The sequence below is a fragment of the Prodigiosinella confusarubida genome (assembly GCF_002847015.1).
In the GTDB taxonomy this organism is placed as follows: domain Bacteria; phylum Pseudomonadota; class Gammaproteobacteria; order Enterobacterales; family Enterobacteriaceae; genus Prodigiosinella; species Prodigiosinella aquatilis.
In genome coordinates this window covers 474,364-494,673 of sequence record NZ_CP025085.1, presented here as the reverse complement: position 1 = coordinate 494,673, position 20,310 = coordinate 474,364, and the positions used below count along the sequence as shown (strand labels likewise).

At 47.9% G+C, this 20,310-nt stretch carries 14 protein-coding genes, 1 tRNA gene and 3 rRNA genes; 11 read left to right on the top strand and 7 right to left on the bottom strand.

The window, feature by feature from the left end:
- Window positions 1-2 precede the first annotated feature (2 nt).
- On the bottom strand, window positions 3-1,289 hold the full coding sequence (purD, locus tag CWC46_RS02260) for a phosphoribosylamine--glycine ligase (protein ID WP_021014070.1): 1,287 nt from the start codon (window positions 1,287-1,289) through the stop codon (window positions 3-5).
- A gap of 15 nt (window positions 1,290-1,304) precedes the next feature.
- Complete coding sequence (purH, locus tag CWC46_RS02255) at window positions 1,305-2,894, bottom strand: bifunctional phosphoribosylaminoimidazolecarboxamide formyltransferase/IMP cyclohydrolase (protein WP_021014071.1); 1,590 nt, start codon at window positions 2,892-2,894, stop codon at window positions 1,305-1,307.
- A gap of 602 nt (window positions 2,895-3,496) precedes the next feature.
- Between purH and CWC46_RS02250 the strand changes: the two genes are divergently transcribed.
- From CWC46_RS02250 to rrf, 4 genes are all read left to right on the top strand, one after another.
- Window positions 3,497-5,039: ribosomal RNA gene (locus CWC46_RS02250) — 16S ribosomal RNA — on the top strand.
- Between the two features lie 81 nt (window positions 5,040-5,120).
- Window positions 5,121-5,196 (top strand) — tRNA-Glu (locus tag CWC46_RS02245).
- 339 nt (window positions 5,197-5,535) lie between these two features.
- Window positions 5,536-8,444 (top strand): 23S ribosomal RNA (locus CWC46_RS02240).
- A 111-nt stretch (window positions 8,445-8,555) separates the two neighbouring features.
- Window positions 8,556-8,671: ribosomal RNA gene (gene rrf / locus CWC46_RS02235) — 5S ribosomal RNA — on the top strand.
- Together the 16S, 23S and 5S rRNA genes with 1 tRNA gene alongside form the textbook arrangement of a ribosomal RNA operon.
- A gap of 157 nt (window positions 8,672-8,828) precedes the next feature.
- On the opposite strand, the gene mobB is transcribed toward rrf, so the two are convergent.
- Complete coding sequence (gene mobB / locus CWC46_RS02230) at window positions 8,829-9,353, bottom strand: molybdopterin-guanine dinucleotide biosynthesis protein MobB (protein ID WP_021013784.1); 525 nt, start codon at window positions 9,351-9,353, stop codon at window positions 8,829-8,831.
- A complete protein-coding gene (gene mobA / locus CWC46_RS02225) occupies window positions 9,343-9,921 on the bottom strand; it encodes a molybdenum cofactor guanylyltransferase MobA (RefSeq protein ID WP_021013785.1) in 579 nt (192 codons plus the stop codon). The genes mobB and mobA overlap by 11 nt, the downstream gene beginning before the upstream one ends.
- A 120-nt stretch (window positions 9,922-10,041) precedes the next feature.
- Between mobA and CWC46_RS02220 the strand changes: the two genes are divergently transcribed.
- The 5 genes from CWC46_RS02220 to spfP all read left to right on the top strand — a co-directional run bounded on the left by CWC46_RS02220 (window position 10,042) and on the right by spfP (window position 15,471).
- Window positions 10,042-10,311 (top strand): YihD family protein, encoded by a 270-nt coding sequence (locus CWC46_RS02220; RefSeq protein WP_021013786.1) that lies wholly within the window; start codon window positions 10,042-10,044, stop codon window positions 10,309-10,311.
- 63 nt (window positions 10,312-10,374) lie between these two features.
- A complete protein-coding gene (locus CWC46_RS02215; protein WP_037380986.1) occupies window positions 10,375-11,361 on the top strand; it encodes a serine/threonine protein kinase in 987 nt (328 codons plus the stop codon).
- A gap of 26 nt (window positions 11,362-11,387) precedes the next feature.
- Complete coding sequence (gene dsbA, locus CWC46_RS02210) at window positions 11,388-12,011, top strand: thiol:disulfide interchange protein DsbA (RefSeq protein WP_021013788.1); 624 nt, start codon at window positions 11,388-11,390, stop codon at window positions 12,009-12,011.
- A gap of 372 nt (window positions 12,012-12,383) precedes the next feature.
- Window positions 12,384-15,173 carry a DNA polymerase I gene (gene polA / locus CWC46_RS02205; protein ID WP_021013789.1) on the top strand — a complete coding sequence of 930 codons (2,790 nt, stop codon included), beginning with the start codon at window positions 12,384-12,386 and terminating at the stop codon, window positions 15,171-15,173.
- Window positions 15,174-15,423: 250 nt separating this feature from the next.
- Window positions 15,424-15,471, top strand: coding sequence for a small protein SpfP (spfP, locus tag CWC46_RS23755; protein WP_071892919.1), 48 nt, complete (start codon window positions 15,424-15,426; stop codon window positions 15,469-15,471).
- A 150-nt stretch (window positions 15,472-15,621) separates the two neighbouring features.
- Here spfP and yihA read toward each other — a convergent pair whose 3' ends face one another.
- The gene (yihA, locus tag CWC46_RS02200) at window positions 15,622-16,257 is read right to left on the bottom strand and encodes a ribosome biogenesis GTP-binding protein YihA/YsxC (RefSeq protein WP_021013790.1); all 636 of its coding nucleotides are present in this window, start codon (window positions 16,255-16,257) and stop codon (window positions 15,622-15,624) included.
- Between the two features lie 225 nt (window positions 16,258-16,482).
- Here yihA and yihI point away from each other — a divergent pair, with 225 nt between their 5' ends.
- Window positions 16,483-17,007 (top strand): Der GTPase-activating protein YihI, encoded by a 525-nt coding sequence (yihI, locus tag CWC46_RS02195; protein WP_021013791.1) that lies wholly within the window; start codon window positions 16,483-16,485, stop codon window positions 17,005-17,007.
- 181 nt (window positions 17,008-17,188) lie between these two features.
- Window positions 17,189-18,562: an oxygen-independent coproporphyrinogen III oxidase gene (gene hemN / locus CWC46_RS02190; RefSeq protein ID WP_021013792.1), complete on the top strand. Its 1,374-nt coding sequence runs from the start codon at window positions 17,189-17,191 to the stop codon at window positions 18,560-18,562.
- 57 nt (window positions 18,563-18,619) lie between these two features.
- On the opposite strand, the gene CWC46_RS22770 is transcribed toward hemN, so the two are convergent.
- The gene (locus tag CWC46_RS22770) at window positions 18,620-18,742 is read right to left on the bottom strand and encodes a YshB family small membrane protein (RefSeq protein WP_021013793.1); all 123 of its coding nucleotides are present in this window, start codon (window positions 18,740-18,742) and stop codon (window positions 18,620-18,622) included.
- A 147-nt stretch (window positions 18,743-18,889) separates the two neighbouring features.
- A complete protein-coding gene (gene glnG, locus CWC46_RS02185) occupies window positions 18,890-20,302 on the bottom strand; it encodes a nitrogen regulation protein NR(I) (protein ID WP_021013794.1) in 1,413 nt (470 codons plus the stop codon).
- Between the last annotated feature and the right edge of the window lie 8 nt (window positions 20,303-20,310).

Here is a 20,310-nt window from a genome sequence, read left to right as displayed (position 1 = left end):
AATCAGGCTTTTTCGCGGTCGATAGCGCGATAACCGATATCTTGACGGCAGAAGCAGCCATCCCAATGAATATCTTTCGCCAGCTCGTAGGCTCGTTGCTGTGCAGCTGCCACGCTATTACCCAGAGCAGTAACGCATAAGACTCGACCACCATTGGTTACCACATTTTTACCGTTTAACACGGTACCCGCATGAAAGACTTTCCCATCCGCTACTTCCTGAGCGGGGAGGCCGTTAATCACGTCACCGGTGCGGTAATCCGCTGGATAACCTCCCGCTGCCAGTACCACCCCTAAAGATGGACGTTCGTCCCAATCAGAGCTTGTTTTATCTAACTTGCCTTCACAGGCGGCCAGGCATAATGCGACCAAATCAGAACGCAGGCGCAACATGATTGGCTGGGTTTCCGGATCGCCAAAACGACAGTTAAATTCAATTACCTTTGGTTGACCATCGGCGGAGATCATCAAACCGGCATACAGAAAACCGGTATACACATTTCCTTCGGTGGCCATACCACGCACGGTTGGCCAAATCACTTGTTCCATGACGCGCTGGTGAATTTCATCCGTGACCACCGGTGCTGGAGAGTAAGCGCCCATGCCCCCGGTATTGGGGCCAGTATCTTTATCACCAACTCGCTTATGATCTTGACTGGTCGCCATCGGTAGCACATGTTCGCCATCTACCATAACGATAAAGCTGGCTTCTTCACCGTCCAGAAACTCTTCTACCACGATACGGTGACCTGCGTCACCAAACGCATTGCCTGCCAACATGTCGGTTACAGCATTTTCCGCATCTTCCAGCGTCATGGCGACAATAACACCTTTACCCGCGGCCAAACCATCTGCTTTGATTACGATAGGCGCACCCCGTTGGCGGATATACTCCAGTGCTGGCTGAACTTCGGTAAAGTTTTGATACTCCGCTGTCGGAATATGATGGCGTGCCAGAAAATCTTTGGTGAATGCCTTGGATCCCTCCAGTTGTGCAGCTGCCTGCGTCGGTCCGAAGATTTTCAATCCCGCAGCACGGAAAGCATCCACTATGCCAATCACCAATGGTGCTTCTGGACCAACGATGGTCAGGCCGATAGCGTTTTGCTGGGCGAAAGACACCAATGCGGGAATATCCGTCGCGGCAATACTGATGTTCTCCAGTGTTGGTTCCAGCGCGGTACCGGCGTTACCCGGAGCCACATAGACTTTGTCAGACAGCGATGACTGAGCGGCTTTCCAGGCCAGCGCGTGCTCACGCCCACCATTGCCAATAATTAAAATATTCATGGTTATAATCCCGGATTAATGACGGAAGTGGCGCATATCGGTAAACAGCATAGCAATTCCGTGCTCGTTGGCAGATGCAATGACTTCATCATCACGAATAGAGCCCCCGGGCTGAATTACACAAGAGATACCCACTGCGGCAGCGGCATCAATACCGTCGCGGAACGGGAAGAATGCATCGGATGCCATCACGGAACCTTTGACTTCCAGTCCTTCGTCACTGGCTTTGATGCCAGCGATCTTGGCGGAGTAAACACGGCTCATCTGGCCAGCGCCAATACCGATGGTCATATTGTCGCGGGCATAGACAATCGCATTGGATTTGACAAATTTGGCGACTTTCCAGCAGAACAACGCATCACGCAGTTCAGCATCGGTTGGCTGACGTTTGGTTACTACGCGTAGTTGCGACGCATCCACCATCCCCAGATCACGATCTTGCACCAGCAGGCCGCCATTAACGCGTTTGAAATCCAGACTGGATACCTTCTGCTGCCATTGTCCGCAGGTCAGAACACGGACGTTCTGCTTCGTGGCAGTTACCTGCAACGCTTCTTCACTGGCAGAAGGTGCAATGATCACTTCCACGAACTGGCGGCTGATAATGGCTTTAGCTGTGTCGGCATCCAACTCACGGTTGAACGCAATAATGCCGCCAAAGGCTGAGGTTGGGTCGGTTTTATAGGCGCGTTCGTAAGCATCCAAAATGGAAGTACTGATGGCGACGCCACAAGGGTTGGCATGTTTGACGATAACACAGGCAGGTTCGTCGAATTCTTTCACGCATTCTAGCGCTGCATCGATATCTGCAATATTGTTGTAGGAGAGTGCTTTGCCCTGTAGCTGTTGAGCGGTGGCCACAGAGGCTTCGGAGATTTTCTCTTCTATATAGAACGCTGCTTGTTGGTGGCTGTTTTCACCATAGCGCATATCCTGCTTTTTGATGAAGTTCAGATTCAGTGTTCTGGGGAAATGGCCAGACGGCTGAGTGGTATCACCATGGTAAGCCGGTACCATGCTGCCAAAATAGTTGGCGATCATACTGTCGTACGCAGCGGTATGTTCAAAGGCTTTAATCGCCAAATCAAAACGGGTTTTATAGGTCAGGGAACCCTGATTGGCATCCATTTCCTGAATAATGGTGTTGTAATCGCTGCTTTTAACCACAATGACCACGTCGTTATGGTTCTTGGCGGCGGAGCGCACCATCGTTGGGCCACCGATATCAATATTTTCCACGGCATCTTCCAGTGAGCAATTTTCCCTGGCAACTGTCTGGGCAAACGGATAAAGGTTTACCACTACCATGTCGATCGGCTTGATACCGTGTTGTTCCATAATTCCATCATCCTGACCGCGTCGACCCAAAATGCCGCCGTGTACCTTGGGATGCAGTGTTTTGACCCGTCCATCCATCATTTCCGGGAATCCGGTGTAATCCGATACTTCGGTGACAGGCAGACCGGCGTTGGCCAGCAAATGTGCGGTACCACCAGTAGAGAGTAGCTCAATACCTCGTTGTGAGAGTGCCTGAGCAAATTCGACGATGCCGGCTTTGTCTGAAACACTGAGCAGAGCGCGGTGGATAGGACGACGTTGTTGCATGATGGTTTGATCCCTTGGCTTAGGTTCGTAATGTAAAGAGCGCCACGTGAATATTGCGTATGTAGAAAGCAAAAATGGGGGCTTCTAGATAAATATTCAGGTAACGCTCGATATTGGGCACCTATTTTATCAGGGGACGAATTGTAGCGAAAACGTTTGCGTGACGCTCGTCAAATTTCAGTTCTGGAAAGTATTGTGGATAACCCTGTGCGAAAAAGGGTATAAAACGGCATTTTGCTGTGGAATGCAGCAAACGATCATTTTTGTGATAAATACCTATTGCGGCCTGTCAGGAAGTCCCTATAATGCGCCTCCACTGACCCGGTGCTGGTGAACAACACAACGCCGAGTCAGGCCGGGAAAAACGAATTATTCGTTGACTCTGCAAGAGGATGGCGTAGTATACGCGACCTCACGTCAGCGGCAGCGCCGCGACGAACGCTCTTTAACAATATAATCAGACAATCTGTGTGGGCACTCACAGGACCCTATCGTAATCAATACGAAAAGACTTGAAGAGTGACTGACAGTAAATTCATTACGAATAAACAGTTATAAATTCTTTGAGCATCGCTTCTTCGGAAGCACATCAAACAAATCTTAAATTGAAGAGTTTGATCATGGCTCAGATTGAACGCTGGCGGCAGGCCTAACACATGCAAGTCGAGCGGCAGCGGGGGGAAGCTTGCTTCCCCGCCGGCGAGCGGCGGACGGGTGAGTAATGTCTGGGGATCTGCCTGATGGAGGGGGATAACTACTGGAAACGGTAGCTAATACCGCATGACGTCGCAAGACCAAAGTGGGGGACCTTAGGGCCTCACGCCATTGGATGAACCCAGATGGGATTAGCTGGTAGGTGAGGTAATGGCTCACCTAGGCGACGATCTCTAGCTGGTCTGAGAGGATGACCAGCCACACTGGAACTGAGACACGGTCCAGACTCCTACGGGAGGCAGCAGTGGGGAATATTGCACAATGGGGGAAACCCTGATGCAGCCATGCCGCGTGTATGAAGAAGGCCTTCGGGTTGTAAAGTACTTTCAGCGGGGAGGAAGGGGAGCACTTTAACAGAGTGTTTCATTGACGTTACCCGCAGAAGAAGCACCGGCTAACTCCGTGCCAGCAGCCGCGGTAATACGGAGGGTGCAAGCGTTAATCGGAATGACTGGGCGTAAAGCGCACGCAGGCGGTCTGTTAAGTTGGATGTGAAATCCCCGGGCTTAACCTGGGAACTGCATTCAAAACTGACAGACTAGAGTCTCGTAGAGGGGGGTAGAATTCCAGGTGTAGCGGTGAAATGCGTAGAGATCTGGAGGAATACCGGTGGCGAAGGCGGCCCCCTGGACGAAGACTGACGCTCAGGTGCGAAAGCGTGGGGAGCAAACAGGATTAGATACCCTGGTAGTCCACGCTGTAAACGATGTCGACTTGAAGGTTGTGGCCTTGAGCCGTGGCTTTCGGAGCTAACGCGTTAAGTCGACCGCCTGGGGAGTACGGCCGCAAGGTTAAAACTCAAATGAATTGACGGGGGCCCGCACAAGCGGTGGAGCATGTGGTTTAATTCGATGCAACGCGAAGAACCTTACCTACTCTTGACATCCTCAGAAGAGACTGGAGACAGTTTTGTGCCTTCGGGAACTGAGAGACAGGTGCTGCATGGCTGTCGTCAGCTCGTGTTGTGAAATGTTGGGTTAAGTCCCGCAACGAGCGCAACCCTTATCCTTTGTTGCCAGCGCGTAATGGCGGGAACTCAAGGGAGACTGCCGGTGATAAACCGGAGGAAGGTGGGGATGACGTCAAGTCATCATGGCCCTTACGAGTAGGGCTACACACGTGCTACAATGGCGCATACAAAGAGAAGCGAACTCGCGAGGGCAAGCGGACCTCATAAAGTGCGTCGTAGTCCGGATTGGAGTCTGCAACTCGACTCCATGAAGTCGGAATCGCTAGTAATCGTAGATCAGAATGCTACGGTGAATACGTTCCCGGGCCTTGTACACACCGCCCGTCACACCATGGGAGTGGGTTGCAAAAGAAGTAGGTAGCTTAACCTTCGGGAGGGCGCTTACCACTTTGTGATTCATGACTGGGGTGAAGTCGTAACAAGGTAACCGTAGGGGAACCTGCGGTTGGATCACCTCCTTACCAAAGATAGCCGTTGTGTGAAGTGCTCACACAGATTGTCTGATGAAAACAGAGCGCGCGTCAGCGAAGCCGACATGATGTGTCCCCTTCGTCTAGAGGCCTAGGACACCGCCCTTTCACGGCGGTAACAGGGGTTCGAATCCCCTAGGGGACGCCAAAAATGACAGTGGGTGAAAGGCACGGTCGACGATAACCTAAAGCTGATTAGCGATAGTCAGGTTTATGTTATTTGCTCTTTAACAATCTGGAACAAGCTGAAAATTGAAACGATACAGCGAAACCTGCCTTGATGGCGGGAGTTGGCTGTATCAGAGTCTCTCAAATAATCGCATCCCGGATATTCCGAATCGATGAATGAGCGAGCCCGATGAAGACAAGGCGTACCGCACGGAGGAAGCGCAGTGGACGTGATGTCCATGAGCATACCGAGTACGGCACAACGCAGTATTCATGAGGCGCAGCCATTCAGAAAAGAAGAAACACCTTCGGGTTGTGAGGTTAAGCGACTAAGCGTACACGGTGGATGCCTAGGCAGTCAGAGGCGATGAAGGGCGTGCTAATCTGCGAAAAGCGTCGGCAAGGTGATATGAACCGTTATACCCGACGATACCCGAATGGGGAAACCCAGTGTGTTTCGACACACTATCATGTCATGAATCCATAGTGACATGAGGCGAACCGGGGGAACTGAAACATCTCAGTACCCCGAGGAAAAGAAATCAACCGAGATTCCCCCAGTAGCGGCGAGCGAACGGGGAAGAGCCCAGAACCAGAATCAGTTTGTGCATCAGTGGAAGCGTCTGGAAAGTCGCACGGTACAGGGTGATAGTCCCGTACACAAAGATGCGCTTGCTGTGAGTTCGACGAGTAGGGCGGGACACGAGATATCCTGTCTGAAGATGGGGGGACCATCCTCCAAGGCTAAATACTCCTGACTGACCGATAGTGAACCAGTACCGTGAGGGAAAGGCGAAAAGAACCCCGGCGAGGGGAGTGAAACAGAACCTGAAACCGTGTACGTACAAGCAGTGGGAGCCTTGATTAATCAGGGTGACTGCGTACCTTTTGTATAATGGGTCAGCGACTTATATTTTGTAGCAAGGTTAACCGAATAGGGGAGCCGCAGGGAAACCGAGTCTTAACTGGGCGTCAAGTTGCAAGGTATAGACCCGAAACCCGGTGATCTAGCCATGGGCAGGTTGAAGGTTGGGTAACACTAACTGGAGGACCGAACCGACTAATGTTGAAAAATTAGCGGATGACTTGTGGCTGGGGGTGAAAGGCCAATCAAACCGGGAGATAGCTGGTTCTCCCCGAAAGCTATTTAGGTAGCGCCTCGTGAAGTCATCTTCGGGGGTAGAGCACTGTTTCGACTAGGGGGCCATCCCGGCTTACCAACTCGATGCAAACTACGAATACCGAAGAATGTTATCACGGGAGACACACGGCGGGTGCTAACGTCCGTCGTGAAGAGGGAAACAACCCAGACCGCCAGCTAAGGTCCCAAAGTCATGGTTAAGTGGGAAACGATGTGGGAAGGCCCAGACAGCCAGGATGTTGGCTTAGAAGCAGCCATCATTTAAAGAAAGCGTAATAGCTCACTGGTCGAGTCGGCCTGCGCGGAAGATGTAACGGGGCTAAACCATGCACCGAAGCTGCGGCAGCGACGCTTAGGCGTTGTTGGGTAGGGGAGCGTTCTGTAAGCCGTTGAAGGTGGTCTGTGAGGATTGCTGGAGGTATCAGAAGTGCGAATGCTGACATAAGTAACGATAATGCGGGTGAAAAACCCGCACGCCGGAAGACCAAGGGTTCCTGTCCAACGTTAATCGGGGCAGGGTGAGTCGACCCCTAAGGCGAGGCCGAAAGGCGTAGTCGATGGGAAACAGGTTAATATTCCTGTACTGGGTGTTACTGCGAAGGGGGGACGGAGAAGGCTATGTTGGCCGGGCGACGGTTGTCCCGGTTTAAGCGTGTAGGTGGGTGCTCCAGGCAAATCCGGAGCGCTATTAACGCCGAGGCGTGATGACGAGGCACTACGGTGTCGAAGTGACAAATGCCACGCTTCCAGGAAAAGCCCCTAAGCATCAGGTAACATCGAATCGTACCCCAAACCGACACAGGTGGTCAGGTAGAGAATACTCAGGCGCTTGAGAGAACTCGGGTGAAGGAACTAGGCAAAATGGTGCCGTAACTTCGGGAGAAGGCACGCTGTGCGAGGTGAAGTCCCTGGCGGATGGAGCGTTGCGCAGTCGCAGATACCAGCTGGCTGCAACTGTTTACTAAAAACACAGCACTGTGCAAACACGAAAGTGGACGTATACGGTGTGACGCCTGCCCGGTGCCGGAAGGTTAATTGATGGGGTAAGCCGCAAGGCGAAGCTCTTGATCGAAGCCCCGGTAAACGGCGGCCGTAACTATAACGGTCCTAAGGTAGCGAAATTCCTTGTCGGGTAAGTTCCGACCTGCACGAATGGCGTAATGATGGCCAGGCTGTCTCCACCCGAGACTCAGTGAAATTGAACTCGCTGTGAAGATGCAGTGTACCCGCGGCAAGACGGAAAGACCCCGTGAACCTTTACTATAGCTTGACACTGAACCTTGAGCCTTGATGTGTAGGATAGGTGGGAGGCTTTGAAGCGTGGACGCCAGTCTGCGTGGAGCCAACCTTGAAATACCACCCTTTGATGTTTGATGTTCTAACGTGGGCCCGTAAACCGGGTTGCGGACAGTGTCTGGTGGGTAGTTTGACTGGGGCGGTCTCCTCCCAAAGAGTAACGGAGGAGTACGAAGGTTAGCTAATCCTGGTCGGACATCAGGAGGTTAGTGCAAAGGCATAAGCTAGCTTGACTGCGAGAGTGACGGCTCGAGCAGGTGCGAAAGCAGGTCTTAGTGATCCGGTGGTTCTGAATGGAAGGGCCATCGCTCAACGGATAAAAGGTACTCCGGGGATAACAGGCTGATACCGCCCAAGAGTTCATATCGACGGCGGTGTTTGGCACCTCGATGTCGGCTCATCACATCCTGGGGCTGAAGTAGGTCCCAAGGGTATGGCTGTTCGCCATTTAAAGTGGTACGCGAGCTGGGTTTAGAACGTCGTGAGACAGTTCGGTCCCTATCTGCCGTGGGCGTTGGAAGATTGAGGGGGGTTGCTCCTAGTACGAGAGGACCGGAGTGAACGCACCACTGGTGTACGGGTTGTGATGCCAATTGCATTGCCCGGTAGCTACGTGCGGAAGAGATAACCGCTGAAAGCATCTAAGCGGGAAACTTGCCCCGAGATGAGTCTTCCCTGGGCCTTAGAGGCCCCTGAAGGGACGTTTAAGACGAAGACGTTGATAGGCTGGGTGTGTAAGCGCAGCGATGCGTTGAGCTGACCAGTACTAATGACCCGAGAGGCTTAACCTTACAACACCGAAGGTGTTTTGGAAGAGAGACGCAAAGATATTTTCAGCGATGTTCCGAGATTGGTTCTGATGGTTGCGCAAAAGTGTGACGGTCGGAATGAAACAGAATTTGCCTGGCGGCGATAGCGCGGTGGTCCCACCTGACCCCATGCCGAACTCAGCAGTGAAACGCCGTAGCGCCGATGGTAGTGTGGGGTCTCCCCATGTGAGAGTAGGGAACTGCCAGGCATTCAACAAGACGAAGCCCTCTGTGAAAGCAGAGGGCTTTTTCACGTCGGTAGTGTTGATGCAGCCGGCATGCGCGATGGGATATCTGACCAGCATGCTGTCGCCGGGTCAGTATCAAATAACGGCAAACCTTCAGTGGATATTGTGGGTTTTTGTGTTAATTATTCTTTTTTGCTTCAAGCCAGTGGGAAATAAAACTGACAATATGTGTTGGTTGGTTAATATCAAGCAGAGGGAGCGTGGTATTCAGTTTTTCGTCACTGGCTACCGCGAGAGTAAAACTATCGATAATATCGGTAAAAGATCGATTTATTGCGCGGCGAAACAGAACTATTTTGTCTATCTTCTCTTGTTTGAAACCCTCAACTAGAATCAAATCCAACGTTGATGTATCCATTCGACTGGCTAGATAATGTAGATCTGGTTCTTGTTGTTTCGGTGTTTCTGTCATTAATGCCCAGCGCTCGGTATTGGCGACGAGCGTTTGCTCTGCTCCTGCTTTACGCAATTCATAGCTATCTTTTCCCGGGGTATCGATGTCCATATTATGATGAGTGTGTTTAATAAGGCCCACACGTATACCTGAGTTTTTCAGCAATGGGATAAGTTGTTTAAGCAGCGTTGTCTTCCCCGTGCCACTGTAAGCAGCAAAAGCCAATAACGGAGGATGTTTAAATATCATAACGATCCTTATGCCACAGTTGCAGGTCATCGGTGGTATTGAAATTACGAAAAGCCTGAGGCTGATCAGAAAAAGAAACAGATTGGGCGTCTATTTTATTAAGGAACAACATTAACTTACGATCACCCTTTGCCAGATATTCATCAAGGGCTGATGCGAGATTGGTATGGATTAGCAGTAATGTAGGGTGCTCACGGTTGCCATCAGTTGCATAGGCTGCTTTTTTATCTCCACGACCTTGCCAAAGGCGTGAGACCAAATCCAGTGGTAAAGCCGGAACGTCACAAGGGACAAATATCACCCACTCTGTTTTCACCGTTACCAAGCCAGTCAGTACACCGGCCAAAGGACCTGCATAATTTTTGTTTATATCATTGACAACCGGATACCCGCTTTGCTGATAAATAACCTGATTACGATTAGCGTTGATAATTATTTTATCAACTTGCGGTGCTAATCGAGAGAGAATAAGTTGATACAAAGGTTTGCCATCAAGCTCCATTAGCCCTTTGTCTTTCCCCCCCATGCGGATTGCCTGGCCCCCGGCCAGAATGACACCTGTGATCATGTTGCTCAGCCTATAAGTAAATGATGTGTTATTTTCGAAAAAGTATGGCTAAAGGCCAAGTGCTTTCTTCATACTACTAAGACTTACTATTTTTGACGGTTTAATCTTCAGGAGTCCACCATGAAATGTCATCGTGTAAATGAGTTAATCGAATTGTTGCATCCGGCCTGGCAAAAAGAGCCGGATATGAATCTTGTGCAATTTTTACAAAAACTTGCACATGAAGCCGGGTTTGAGGGGGCGCTTAGCGATCTCACTGATGATATCCTTATTTATCATTTAAAGATGCGTGACACGAACGAAACGCAGCCTATTCCTGGTTTGCAGAAGGATTATGAGGCTGATTTCAAAACGGCATTACTGCGAGCCCGTGGCGTTATTAAGGATTGATATATCGGGGTATTTATCCCATTTTGTTTATTGATCGGAGTTGAGTCCCCTAAAATGGCAGTGATAAGCGATTCAGTTTTTAATTTTCAGACACTATCTCCTGATTTGATCATGGATGCGTTGTGGTCTGTTGGGGTGCGAGTTGACTCTGGTTTAACCGCGCTAAATAGCTATGAAAACCGAGTATACCAATTCAGCGATGAGAACAGAAAACGGTACGTTGTGAAGTTTTACCGCCCTCAACGCTGGAAGGCTGAGCAAATTACTGAAGAGCATGCATTCGCTTGTGAGTTAGCTGAGGATGACATCCCTGTTGTTGCACCATTGTCTTTGCAGGAAAAGATGCTTAATGAACATGAAGGCTTCTTTTTTACGGTTTTTCCAAGCATTGGTGGGCGGCAATACGAAATGGATAATGATGAGCAACTGGAAGGCGTTGGTCGTTATTTAGGGCGTATCCATCAAATCGGGAATAAATCACTGTTTAAAGTACGTCCGACTATTGGTTTGGATGAATATTTGTATGAACCACGTAATACGTTGGCACAATGCCCTCTTATTCCAGCTGCTCTGCGTGACGTGTTTCTGCTGGCGACCGATCGTTTAATCAATGAGGTAAAGCGGTACTGGCGTACTGACTGGGTAGCCAAGCGTCTGCATGGAGACTGCCATCCAGGAAATATTCTATGGCGCGATGGGCCATTGTTTGTGGATCTTGATGATGCACGAAATGGACCGGCCATTCAGGATCTATGGATGCTCTTGCATGGTGAACGTCGTGAGCAGCGTATTCAGTTGGATATTCTGCTAGAGGCTTATAGCGAATTTGCGTCTTTTGATGAAACAGAACTTGCGCTTATTGAGCCATTACGAGCGATGCGAATGGTTCATTATTTGGCCTGGGTGGCCCGTCGTTGGCTAGATCCTGCTTTTCCCCGGAGCTTTCCGTGGATGAAGGACGCTGATTTTTGGTCAAAACAGGTAATTACCTTTACTGAGCAGGTTAAACTGTTGCAGGAACCACCTTTGCAACTGATGACGATGTACTGAAGTTATTAAATAGAGAGAAAACTGATATGAAGAAAATATGGCTTTTACTGATTGGTGTCATAATGGCATTTAGTGCATCAGCTGCTGATTTTAGTAATGGCAAGCAATATGTTACGCTGGATAGGCCGGAAACTCAGGAGCCGCAGGTTCTGGAGTTTTTTTCGTTTTATTGTCCGCATTGTTATCAGTTTGCTCGGATTTATCATATTCCTGATGCAATACAAAAAGAGCTGCCAACCGGTATTAAAATCACTAAATACCACGTTGATTTTCTAGGGCCTTTAGGAAAAGAATTGACTAAAGCCTGGGCTGTTGCTATTGCCTTGGGTATAGAGGATAAGATTAGCCCACTGATGTTTGATGCTGTTCAAAAAACTCAAACCGTAGAGAAGCCGGAAGATATTCGTCAGGTTTTCATCGATGCCGGTGTAACAGGGGAAGAGTATGACAGTGCATTAAATAGCTTTGTGGTGAAATCTTTGGTTGTCCAACAGGAAAAAGCGGCCGCAGATTTACAGCTACGTGGTGTCCCATCCATATTTGTTAATGGCAAATACATGATAAAAAATGACGGACTGGATACCAGTTCAATGGATATTTACGTGAAGCAATATGCCGATGTAGTGAAATATTTGCTCACCAAAAAATAATCTTAATTATAACGGTCACGCCGTTGAACCTGGTATGGCCGTTATTTATTTTTAACACCGCAGTTATATCCAAAAAACATTTTTATTCACATCTGTCTATTTGATTTTATATATATATCCACAAAAATAATTCCCTCACACGTAAACTGAGTATTGTTTTTAATTTATTGATTTTAAATCATTAATTAATATAACTAGAACTAATAATGTACTGTGAAATTATTTACTCATTTTCTATTCACAAACTTATCCACAGCTTTGATTTGCGAAGTATTATGCAAAAATCTTCACAATAACGCGTTAACATTCGTTTCTTGCCGTCACCTATGGCATGCTTAACCCCATGACAAAAAACAATGATCGCTACAAATTATGGCTCAGATTACTGAAAACCCTTTGATTCTGGTGGATGGTTCATCCTATTTATATCGTGCTTATCATGCTTTTCCCCCGTTAACCAATAGCGCAGGTGAACCTACTGGGGCGATGTATGGTGTACTTAACATGCTGCGAAGCTTATTACTCCAGTATCATCCCAGCCATGTGGCGGTGGTGTTTGATGCTAAAGGTAAAACGTTTCGTGATGAACTATTTGAAGATTACAAATCTCACCGTCCTCCGATGCCAGACGATCTGCGCGAACAGATAGAGCCTTTACACCGTATGGTGACGGCGATGGGGTTACCTTTGTTGGTGGTTTCTGGTGTAGAGGCAGATGATGTTATCGGCACTCTTTCTTTACAAGCAGAACGAGCCGGTATACCGGTATTGATTAGTACCGGTGATAAAGATATGGCTCAGTTGGTTACATCCAATATCACGCTGATCAATACGATGACCAATAGTATTCTTGGTCCTGAAGAAGTGTGCAATAAATATGGTATTCCTCCAGAGTTGATTATCGATTTTCTTGCCCTGATGGGAGACTCTTCCGATAACATTCCTGGCGTACCCGGGATCGGTGAAAAGACCGCGCAGGCGTTGTTACAAGGATTGGGCGGATTGGATTCACTGTATGAAAATCTGGATAAAATTGCTGGTTTGTCTTTTCGTGGGGCGAAAACCATAGCGGCCAAGCTAGAACAGCACAAAGAGATCGCCTATCTCTCCTATAAATTGGCCACTATCAAAACGGATGTTGAACTTGAATTGAATTGCGATCAATTAACTGTTAATGAGCCAAATGTTGTTGAACTGAGAGATCTGTTTGGTCATTACGAATTTAAGCGTTGGTTAATTGATATTGAATCCGGAACATGGTTACAGGATAAAAAAAGTAACCTGGCCGTGCCGGCAGTAATAAAAAAGATGGAAGAAAAGACGCAAGAAGAAAAAGTAAGCGTTCTGTCTCGAGACAATTACGTCACTATTCTGGATGAAAAAACCTTACAGGACTGGATAACGCGTTTAAAGAGCTCTGAGGTGTTTGCTTTTGATACGGAAACAGACAGCCTGGACACCCTTGCTGCTAATCTGGTAGGGATGTCATTCGCGATTAAACCGGGTGAGGCTGCATATCTGCCCTTGGCTCACGACTATCTGGATGCACCTGAACAGCTCGATCGTACAAAGGTATTGGCCGCACTCAAACCGCTGCTGGAAGATGCCAGCTTACTGAAGATTGGTCAGAATCTAAAGTTTGATAAGGGTGTGATGATGCGCCATGGTATTGAGCTACGCGGTATTGCTTTTGATACCATGCTGGAATCCTATGTGTTGGATAGTGTTGCTGGCCGTCATGATATGGACAGCCTGTCTGCGCGTTATTTGAACCACAAAACTATTAGTTTTGAAGAAGTTGCCGGAAAAGGGAAAAACCAGCTAACTTTCAATCAGATTGCATTGGAACAGGCTGCACCCTATGCTGCTGAGGATGCTGACGTCACTTTGCATCTGCACCAGAAACTATGGGAACAGCTGAAGCAGCAACCTGAATTGCGCAAAGTTTTTCAGGATATAGATATGCCACTGGTGCCGGTGTTATCCCGGATGGAACGCACTGGGGTGCTGATTGATACTACTATTCTGGCAGAGCATTCGCGGGAACTGACACAACGCCTGGCGGAGTTGGAAGTGAAAGCGTATGAGCTTGCAGGAGAGGAATTTAATTTATCTTCCCCCAAACAATTAGGCGCTATTCTTTATGAAAAACTGCAACTGCCGGTTATCAAAAAAACCCCGAAGGGCGCACCTTCCACCAATGAAGAAGTGTTGGCTGAGTTAGCGCTGGACTACCCTTTGCCAAAGCTTCTTTTGGAACATCGTGGGCTGGCAAAACTGAAATCCACTTATACCGATAAATTACCGTTGATGATTAACCCGCTAACTAAACGAGTACATACCTCTTATCATCAGGCAGTAACAGCAACGGGACGTTTGTCTTCCAGTGACCCTAACTTGCAGAATATTCCAGTCCGTAATGATGAAGGTCGTCGTATTCGTCAGGCATTTATTGCGCCGAAAGGATACAGCATTATGGCGGCGGACTACTCGCAGATTGAGTTGCGGATTATGGCGCACCTTTCTAAGGATGCTGGATTGCTTAAGGCGTTTGCAGAAGGTAAGGATATTCACCGCGCAACGGCCTCTGAGGTGTTCGGTATCCCACTTGATAATGTCACCAGCGAACAGCGGCGAAGTGCCAAGGCAATTAACTTTGGTTTGATTTATGGTATGAGTGCCTTTGGGTTATCGCGCCAGCTAAATATTCCGCGTAAAGAATCTCAGCGTTACATGGATCTTTACTTCGAGCGTTATCCAGGTGTACAGCATTATATGGAACGGACACGTCAGCAGGCGGCCGCACAAGGATATGTGTCGACGCTGGACGGTCGACGTCTCTATTTACCGGATATTCACTCCCGTAACGCTATGGGCCGTAAAGCGGCTGAACGAGCGGCGATTAACGCGCCTATGCAAGGGACCGCTGCGGATATTATTAAAAAAGCGATGATCGCGATTGACGATTGGTTACAGCAGCAGGAAGAACCGTTAATCAAAATGATAATGCAGGTCCATGATGAACTGGTTTTTGAGGTGCATGATTCCGTATTGGACGTGGCCAGGCAGCAAATTAAAGCGCTGATGGAAGGGAGTATGCAATTAGACGTGCCGTTGCTGGTAGCTGTTGGTACTGGTCAAAACTGGGATCAGGCGCATTAACCTGCATTGCTGATGTTGTTTGTTTATACAGAGCTTGATGACAAAGCGTACAGCATTGCTTCTTGTATAATTTTGTATTAAACGGTTACATCGTAAAAATGTGGTCTTTATGTAATTAAGCTACAGGATAGTGTGATCAAGTTTGGTTTTGTTTAAATGGTAGTCACTTTTTATGAAATTAAACAACAAAAAATCCTTTGTTCCAGTGAAAAAATAGGGTAGAGTTAGAGGCGTAGGGTACAGAGGTAAGATGTTCTATCTTTCAGACCTTTTACTTCACGTAATCGGATTTGGCTGAATGTTAGCCGCCCCGGTCAGTTTTCTGACCGGGGCGTTTTTTATGGGAATTATGTGGAATAGCGGGCGATAGTGGTAATGTAGTAGATGCAGATGCTATCGCCTTTTGCCAGAAAATGTCGTTAACGCCATCTACTGGCAACAATCAGTATTATTCGGCTGGTATTTCTTCTGTCGCAGAGTCCAATGTGCTGAACCAGCTATCTAATTTCTCACGTAATTTATCTACACCTGTTTTCTTCAGGGAAGAGAAAGTTTCCACTTGGATATCGCTCATAAACGGCAATACGGCTTCTCGTACCATTGTTAACTGTGATTTGCGGGCTCCAGAAGCCAGTTTATCGGCTTTGGTCAGTAACACTAAAACCGGAAGATGGACAGTAGCAGCCCACTCCAGCATTTGTTGATCGAGATCTTTCAGTGGGTGGCGGATATCCATCAATACCACTAATCCCTTCAGGCAGTTACGCTTTTGCAGATATTCACCCAGAGCGTTCTGCCATTTTCGTTTCATTTCTTCCGGCACTTCGGCATAGCCGTAACCGGGCAGATCGACCAGGCGCACATCTTCGGTTACTTCAAATAGATTAATCAATTGAGTCCGACCTGGGGTTTTGCTGGTGCGGGCCAGGTTTTTCTGATTGGTTAATGTGTTGAGTGCACTGGACTTACCGGCATTTGAACGTCCAGCAAAGGCGACTTCAATACCGCTATCGGCGGGCAGATGGCGGATATCAGGGGCACTGATGACGAAACGGGTCACATGGTAGTTATATTGGTGGGTCACAATCTTCGTCTCTGTCTGGATCAATAATAGGTGAAGATTATACCTGTAACTGACAATAAAAGACGGTGTTTATCCGTACTGGTTCATTTACGCCAGTAGGTGAAATGAGTTGAGAGAAGAAAAGTATCTTCAATGAAGTTGAATACTGTTTTATTGATACACTTTCTGCTAGATTCCGCCGCAATCTCCTACATTATATGTATTTCAGAATTTGAGAGCGAAGCTATGAAACAGCCAGTTAAAGGGCCGGGTGATAAATCCACCAAGCCAAAAATAAAGAGAAAAAGTCGTGAAGAATTGAATATCGAAGCCCGCGAACGTAAGCGCCAGAAAAAGCATCGAGGTCATACTTCTGGTAACCGTACTCAGGAAGGTAGTAACGCCAGCAAATCATCTGGTCAGAGTAAGATAGTCGATCCACGCATTGGCAGCAAAAAACCGGTATCGTTAATTGCCAATACTGCTGCACCAATGAAGGTGGTAGCACCAAAGGCTGAAAAGTTGGAGAAGCTTTCTCCGGAAGAAGAATTAGGCATGTTGGAAAATGATTCGCGTCTGGATGATCTGCTGGATCGTTTGGAAAAAGGTGAAACACTCAGCGCGAAAGATCAATCCTGGGTTGATGAGAAACTGGACCGCATCGACATATTGATGGAGCTATTAGGGATTGAGTTAGGGGATGACGACGAAGAGGAGCCGGAAGAAGATATGCTTCAGCTACTTAAGCGTAATAACCCGAAAGATAATTAATGATAAAAGGACTATTTCTACTTATAACCTTTCTGACTACATGTTTTTTGCTGAGTCTGTTAGTTAAACTGTGGTGCCTGTCAAAACGGAAACATCGGCTGCATGCGGCAGTTTTTTCCAAACGGCGGTTAATGCCGCAAAGACAATCGCGCAGTAAACGATACCGAAAGGAGTGAGCTGTATGTTTGAGCAGACGATTGACTGGGATTTGGCCCTGATACAAAAATATAATTATTCTGGGCCACGTTACACCTCATATCCCACGGCGCTGGAATTTAGCGAAAGTTACGATGAATCCGCTTTTCAACGAGCCACTAAGCGTTATCCTCAACGGCCATTGTCACTGTATCTGCACATCCCTTTTTGCCATCGTCTGTGTTATTTCTGCGGTTGCAATAAACTAGTGACTCGCCAGTTGCATAAAGCAGATGAGTATCTGGATGTATTGGAACAAGAAATCCGACATCGTGCAAAGTTGTTTGCTGGCCGCACGGTTACACAGATGCACTGGGGCGGAGGCACACCAACTTATCTGAATAAAAATCAGATTAGCAGGCTGATGGGATTGCTGAGAGAGCAATTTGCATTTTCTGAGCAGGCAGAAATATCGCTGGAAATTGATCCACGTGAAATTGAACTGGATATTCTGGATCATCTGTATAGCGAAGGTTTTAATCGCCTGAGTATGGGCGTTCAGGATTTCAATAAGGATGTTCAGCGGTTGGTGAACCGTGAGCAGGATGAGCCCTTTATTTTTGCCCTAATCAATCGAGCCAAAGCGTTGGGTTTTTCTTCCACCAATATTGATTTGATTTACGGATTACCTAAACAAACTCCAGAAAGTTTTGCTTTTACGTTACAGCGTGTTATCGAACTGAATCCACACCGACTCAGTGTTTTTAATTATGCTCATCTACCGGACTTATTTGCTGCTCAACGTAAAATTAAAGAATCTGATCTGCCCAGTGCTGAGCAGAAGTTGGATATTCTTCAGCAAACCATAGAAACCCTGACCAGCTCAGGCTACCAGTTCATCGGTATGGATCACTTTGCCCGACCAGACGATGAATTAGCAATTGCCCAGCGGGAAGGCGTACTACACCGTAATTTTCAGGGTTATACCACGCAGGGGAATACCGACTTGCTTGGCATGGGAGTTTCGGCTATTAGCATGATGGGCGATAGTTATGCTCAGAACCAGAAAGAGCTGAAGCTTTACTATTCACAAGTGAAACAGACGGGTAATGCGCTGTGGCGTGGTTTGACATTGACCCGAGACGATTGTATCCGTCGTGATGTGATTAAAACGCTGATTTGCAATTTCCAGTTGAGTTATGCAGTCATTGAAGCAGAGTTCGGTATCAATTTTAGTACCTATTTTGCTGACGATTTACGTTTGTTGGTACCCATGGCGGAAGATGGCTTGGTAGAAATCCAGGAACAAGGTATCACTGTTACGGCTAGAGGACGATTGCTGATCCGCAATATCTGTATGTGCTTTGATACTTATCTGCGTAACAAGATGCGAACGCAGCAATTTTCTCGGGTTATTTAAAACAAAAAACAGCCTTTAGCGGCTGTTTTTACGTTATATCCTTAACTTACTTGTCTGCTAGCTAAAGAAATTGATCAGCGCGGCACATAGAACAGCAGCAATGGCAGTTTCCGGTGTATTGCCTACCGTACTGCTGATTTCTGCGCCATGTGTCACTATGTGAATAAGTGATTCCAGCATGGTTCCCCTCTCCTGTCAGCGACACGATCATACTGCGGGTATGAACCATGTAAAGTACAAATTACCAACAATTTCGTGCGTTGTATTGTACTTTTTATCACCAGTTGAACTGATTCATTTTGGCACAACAAAACGTGGCGATAATGGTCATTCCATTCCCAACTCTTTGAGTTTCCGGGTGAGAGTGTTTCGACCCCATCCCAGCAAACGAGCAGCTTCCTGTTTGTGACCTTGAGTATGACGCAGTGCGGTGGTTAGCAGCGTTCTCTCCATTTCAGGTTGGGCTTCTGCCAACAGGTTTTGATGACCGGAACGTAATGCCCTGTCAGCCCATTGTGCCAACAACGTGGCCCAACTATCAGGTAACACATGCACAGTGGAATCTGGCGCGGTAGTTTCAAATAATTCTGGCGGCAGATCCTGAATCAAGACTTCTTGGCCTGCAGCCATAACGGTAAGCCAGCGACAGGTATTCTCCAACTGGCGCACGTTACCCCCCCAGGGTAAGCGGGTCAGCGCTGCTTCTGTTTCCGGATGAAGATTTTTAGGCTCAACACCAAGCTCCTTGGCTGTGGCTTGCAGGAAATAGCGGGCTAGCCGGGGAATATCTTCCCGGCGTTCGCGCAATGGAGGTAAATGGACACGAATAACATTTAAACGGTGGAATAGATCCTCACGGAACTTGCCTTCCTGTACCCGCAACTCCAGATTTTGGTGGGTGGCGGCAATAATGCGGACATCCACCTTTACAGCGGCGTAACCTCCAACGCGATAGAATTGTCCATCGGCCAGTACGCGCAGTAGACGGGTCTGTACATCCAGTGGCATGTCACCAATTTCGTCGAGAAACAGTGTCCCACCATCAGCCTGCTCAAAACGACCTTGCCGAATCTGGTTGGCACCAGTAAACGCGCCTTTTTCATGACCAAAAAGCTCAGATTCAATGAGATCTTTAGGGATAGCGGCCATGTTCAGAGCAATAAATGGAGCCTTGGTGCGAGGGCTATGGCGATGCAGCGCGTGAGCGACCAGTTCTTTACCGGTTCCTGACTCACCATTAATCAGAACGCTGATAGATGATCGGGAAAGGCGGCCAATAATACGAAATACATCCTGCATGGCCGGAGCTTCGCCGATAATATCTGCTGTTGGTCCGCTAATGGGCTGACTACGAACTGGTTGTTGTTGTTCCATGTAGTGGCTGATGGCCCTCTCCACCAGCGCGACAGCTTCATCAATATCAAAAGGTTTGGGTAGATAATCAAACGCACCTTGCTGATAGGCGCTGACTGCCGCATCAAGATCGGAATGTGCAGTCATGATAATGACCGGCAGCATCGGATGGCGTTGCTTTATCTGCTGAAGCAATGCCAGACCATCCATGCCGGGCATGCGGATATCGGAAAGCAGGACATCCGGTGTTTGGGTTGCCAGTGCACTTAAGGCTTGATTCCCATTATCAAAGGTGGCGCATGTTAAACCTGCGCCGGTCAGTGCGCGTTCAAGCACCCAACGGATGGAGCTATCGTCATCGACAATCCAGACTATCCCTCGTTGCATCATGAACC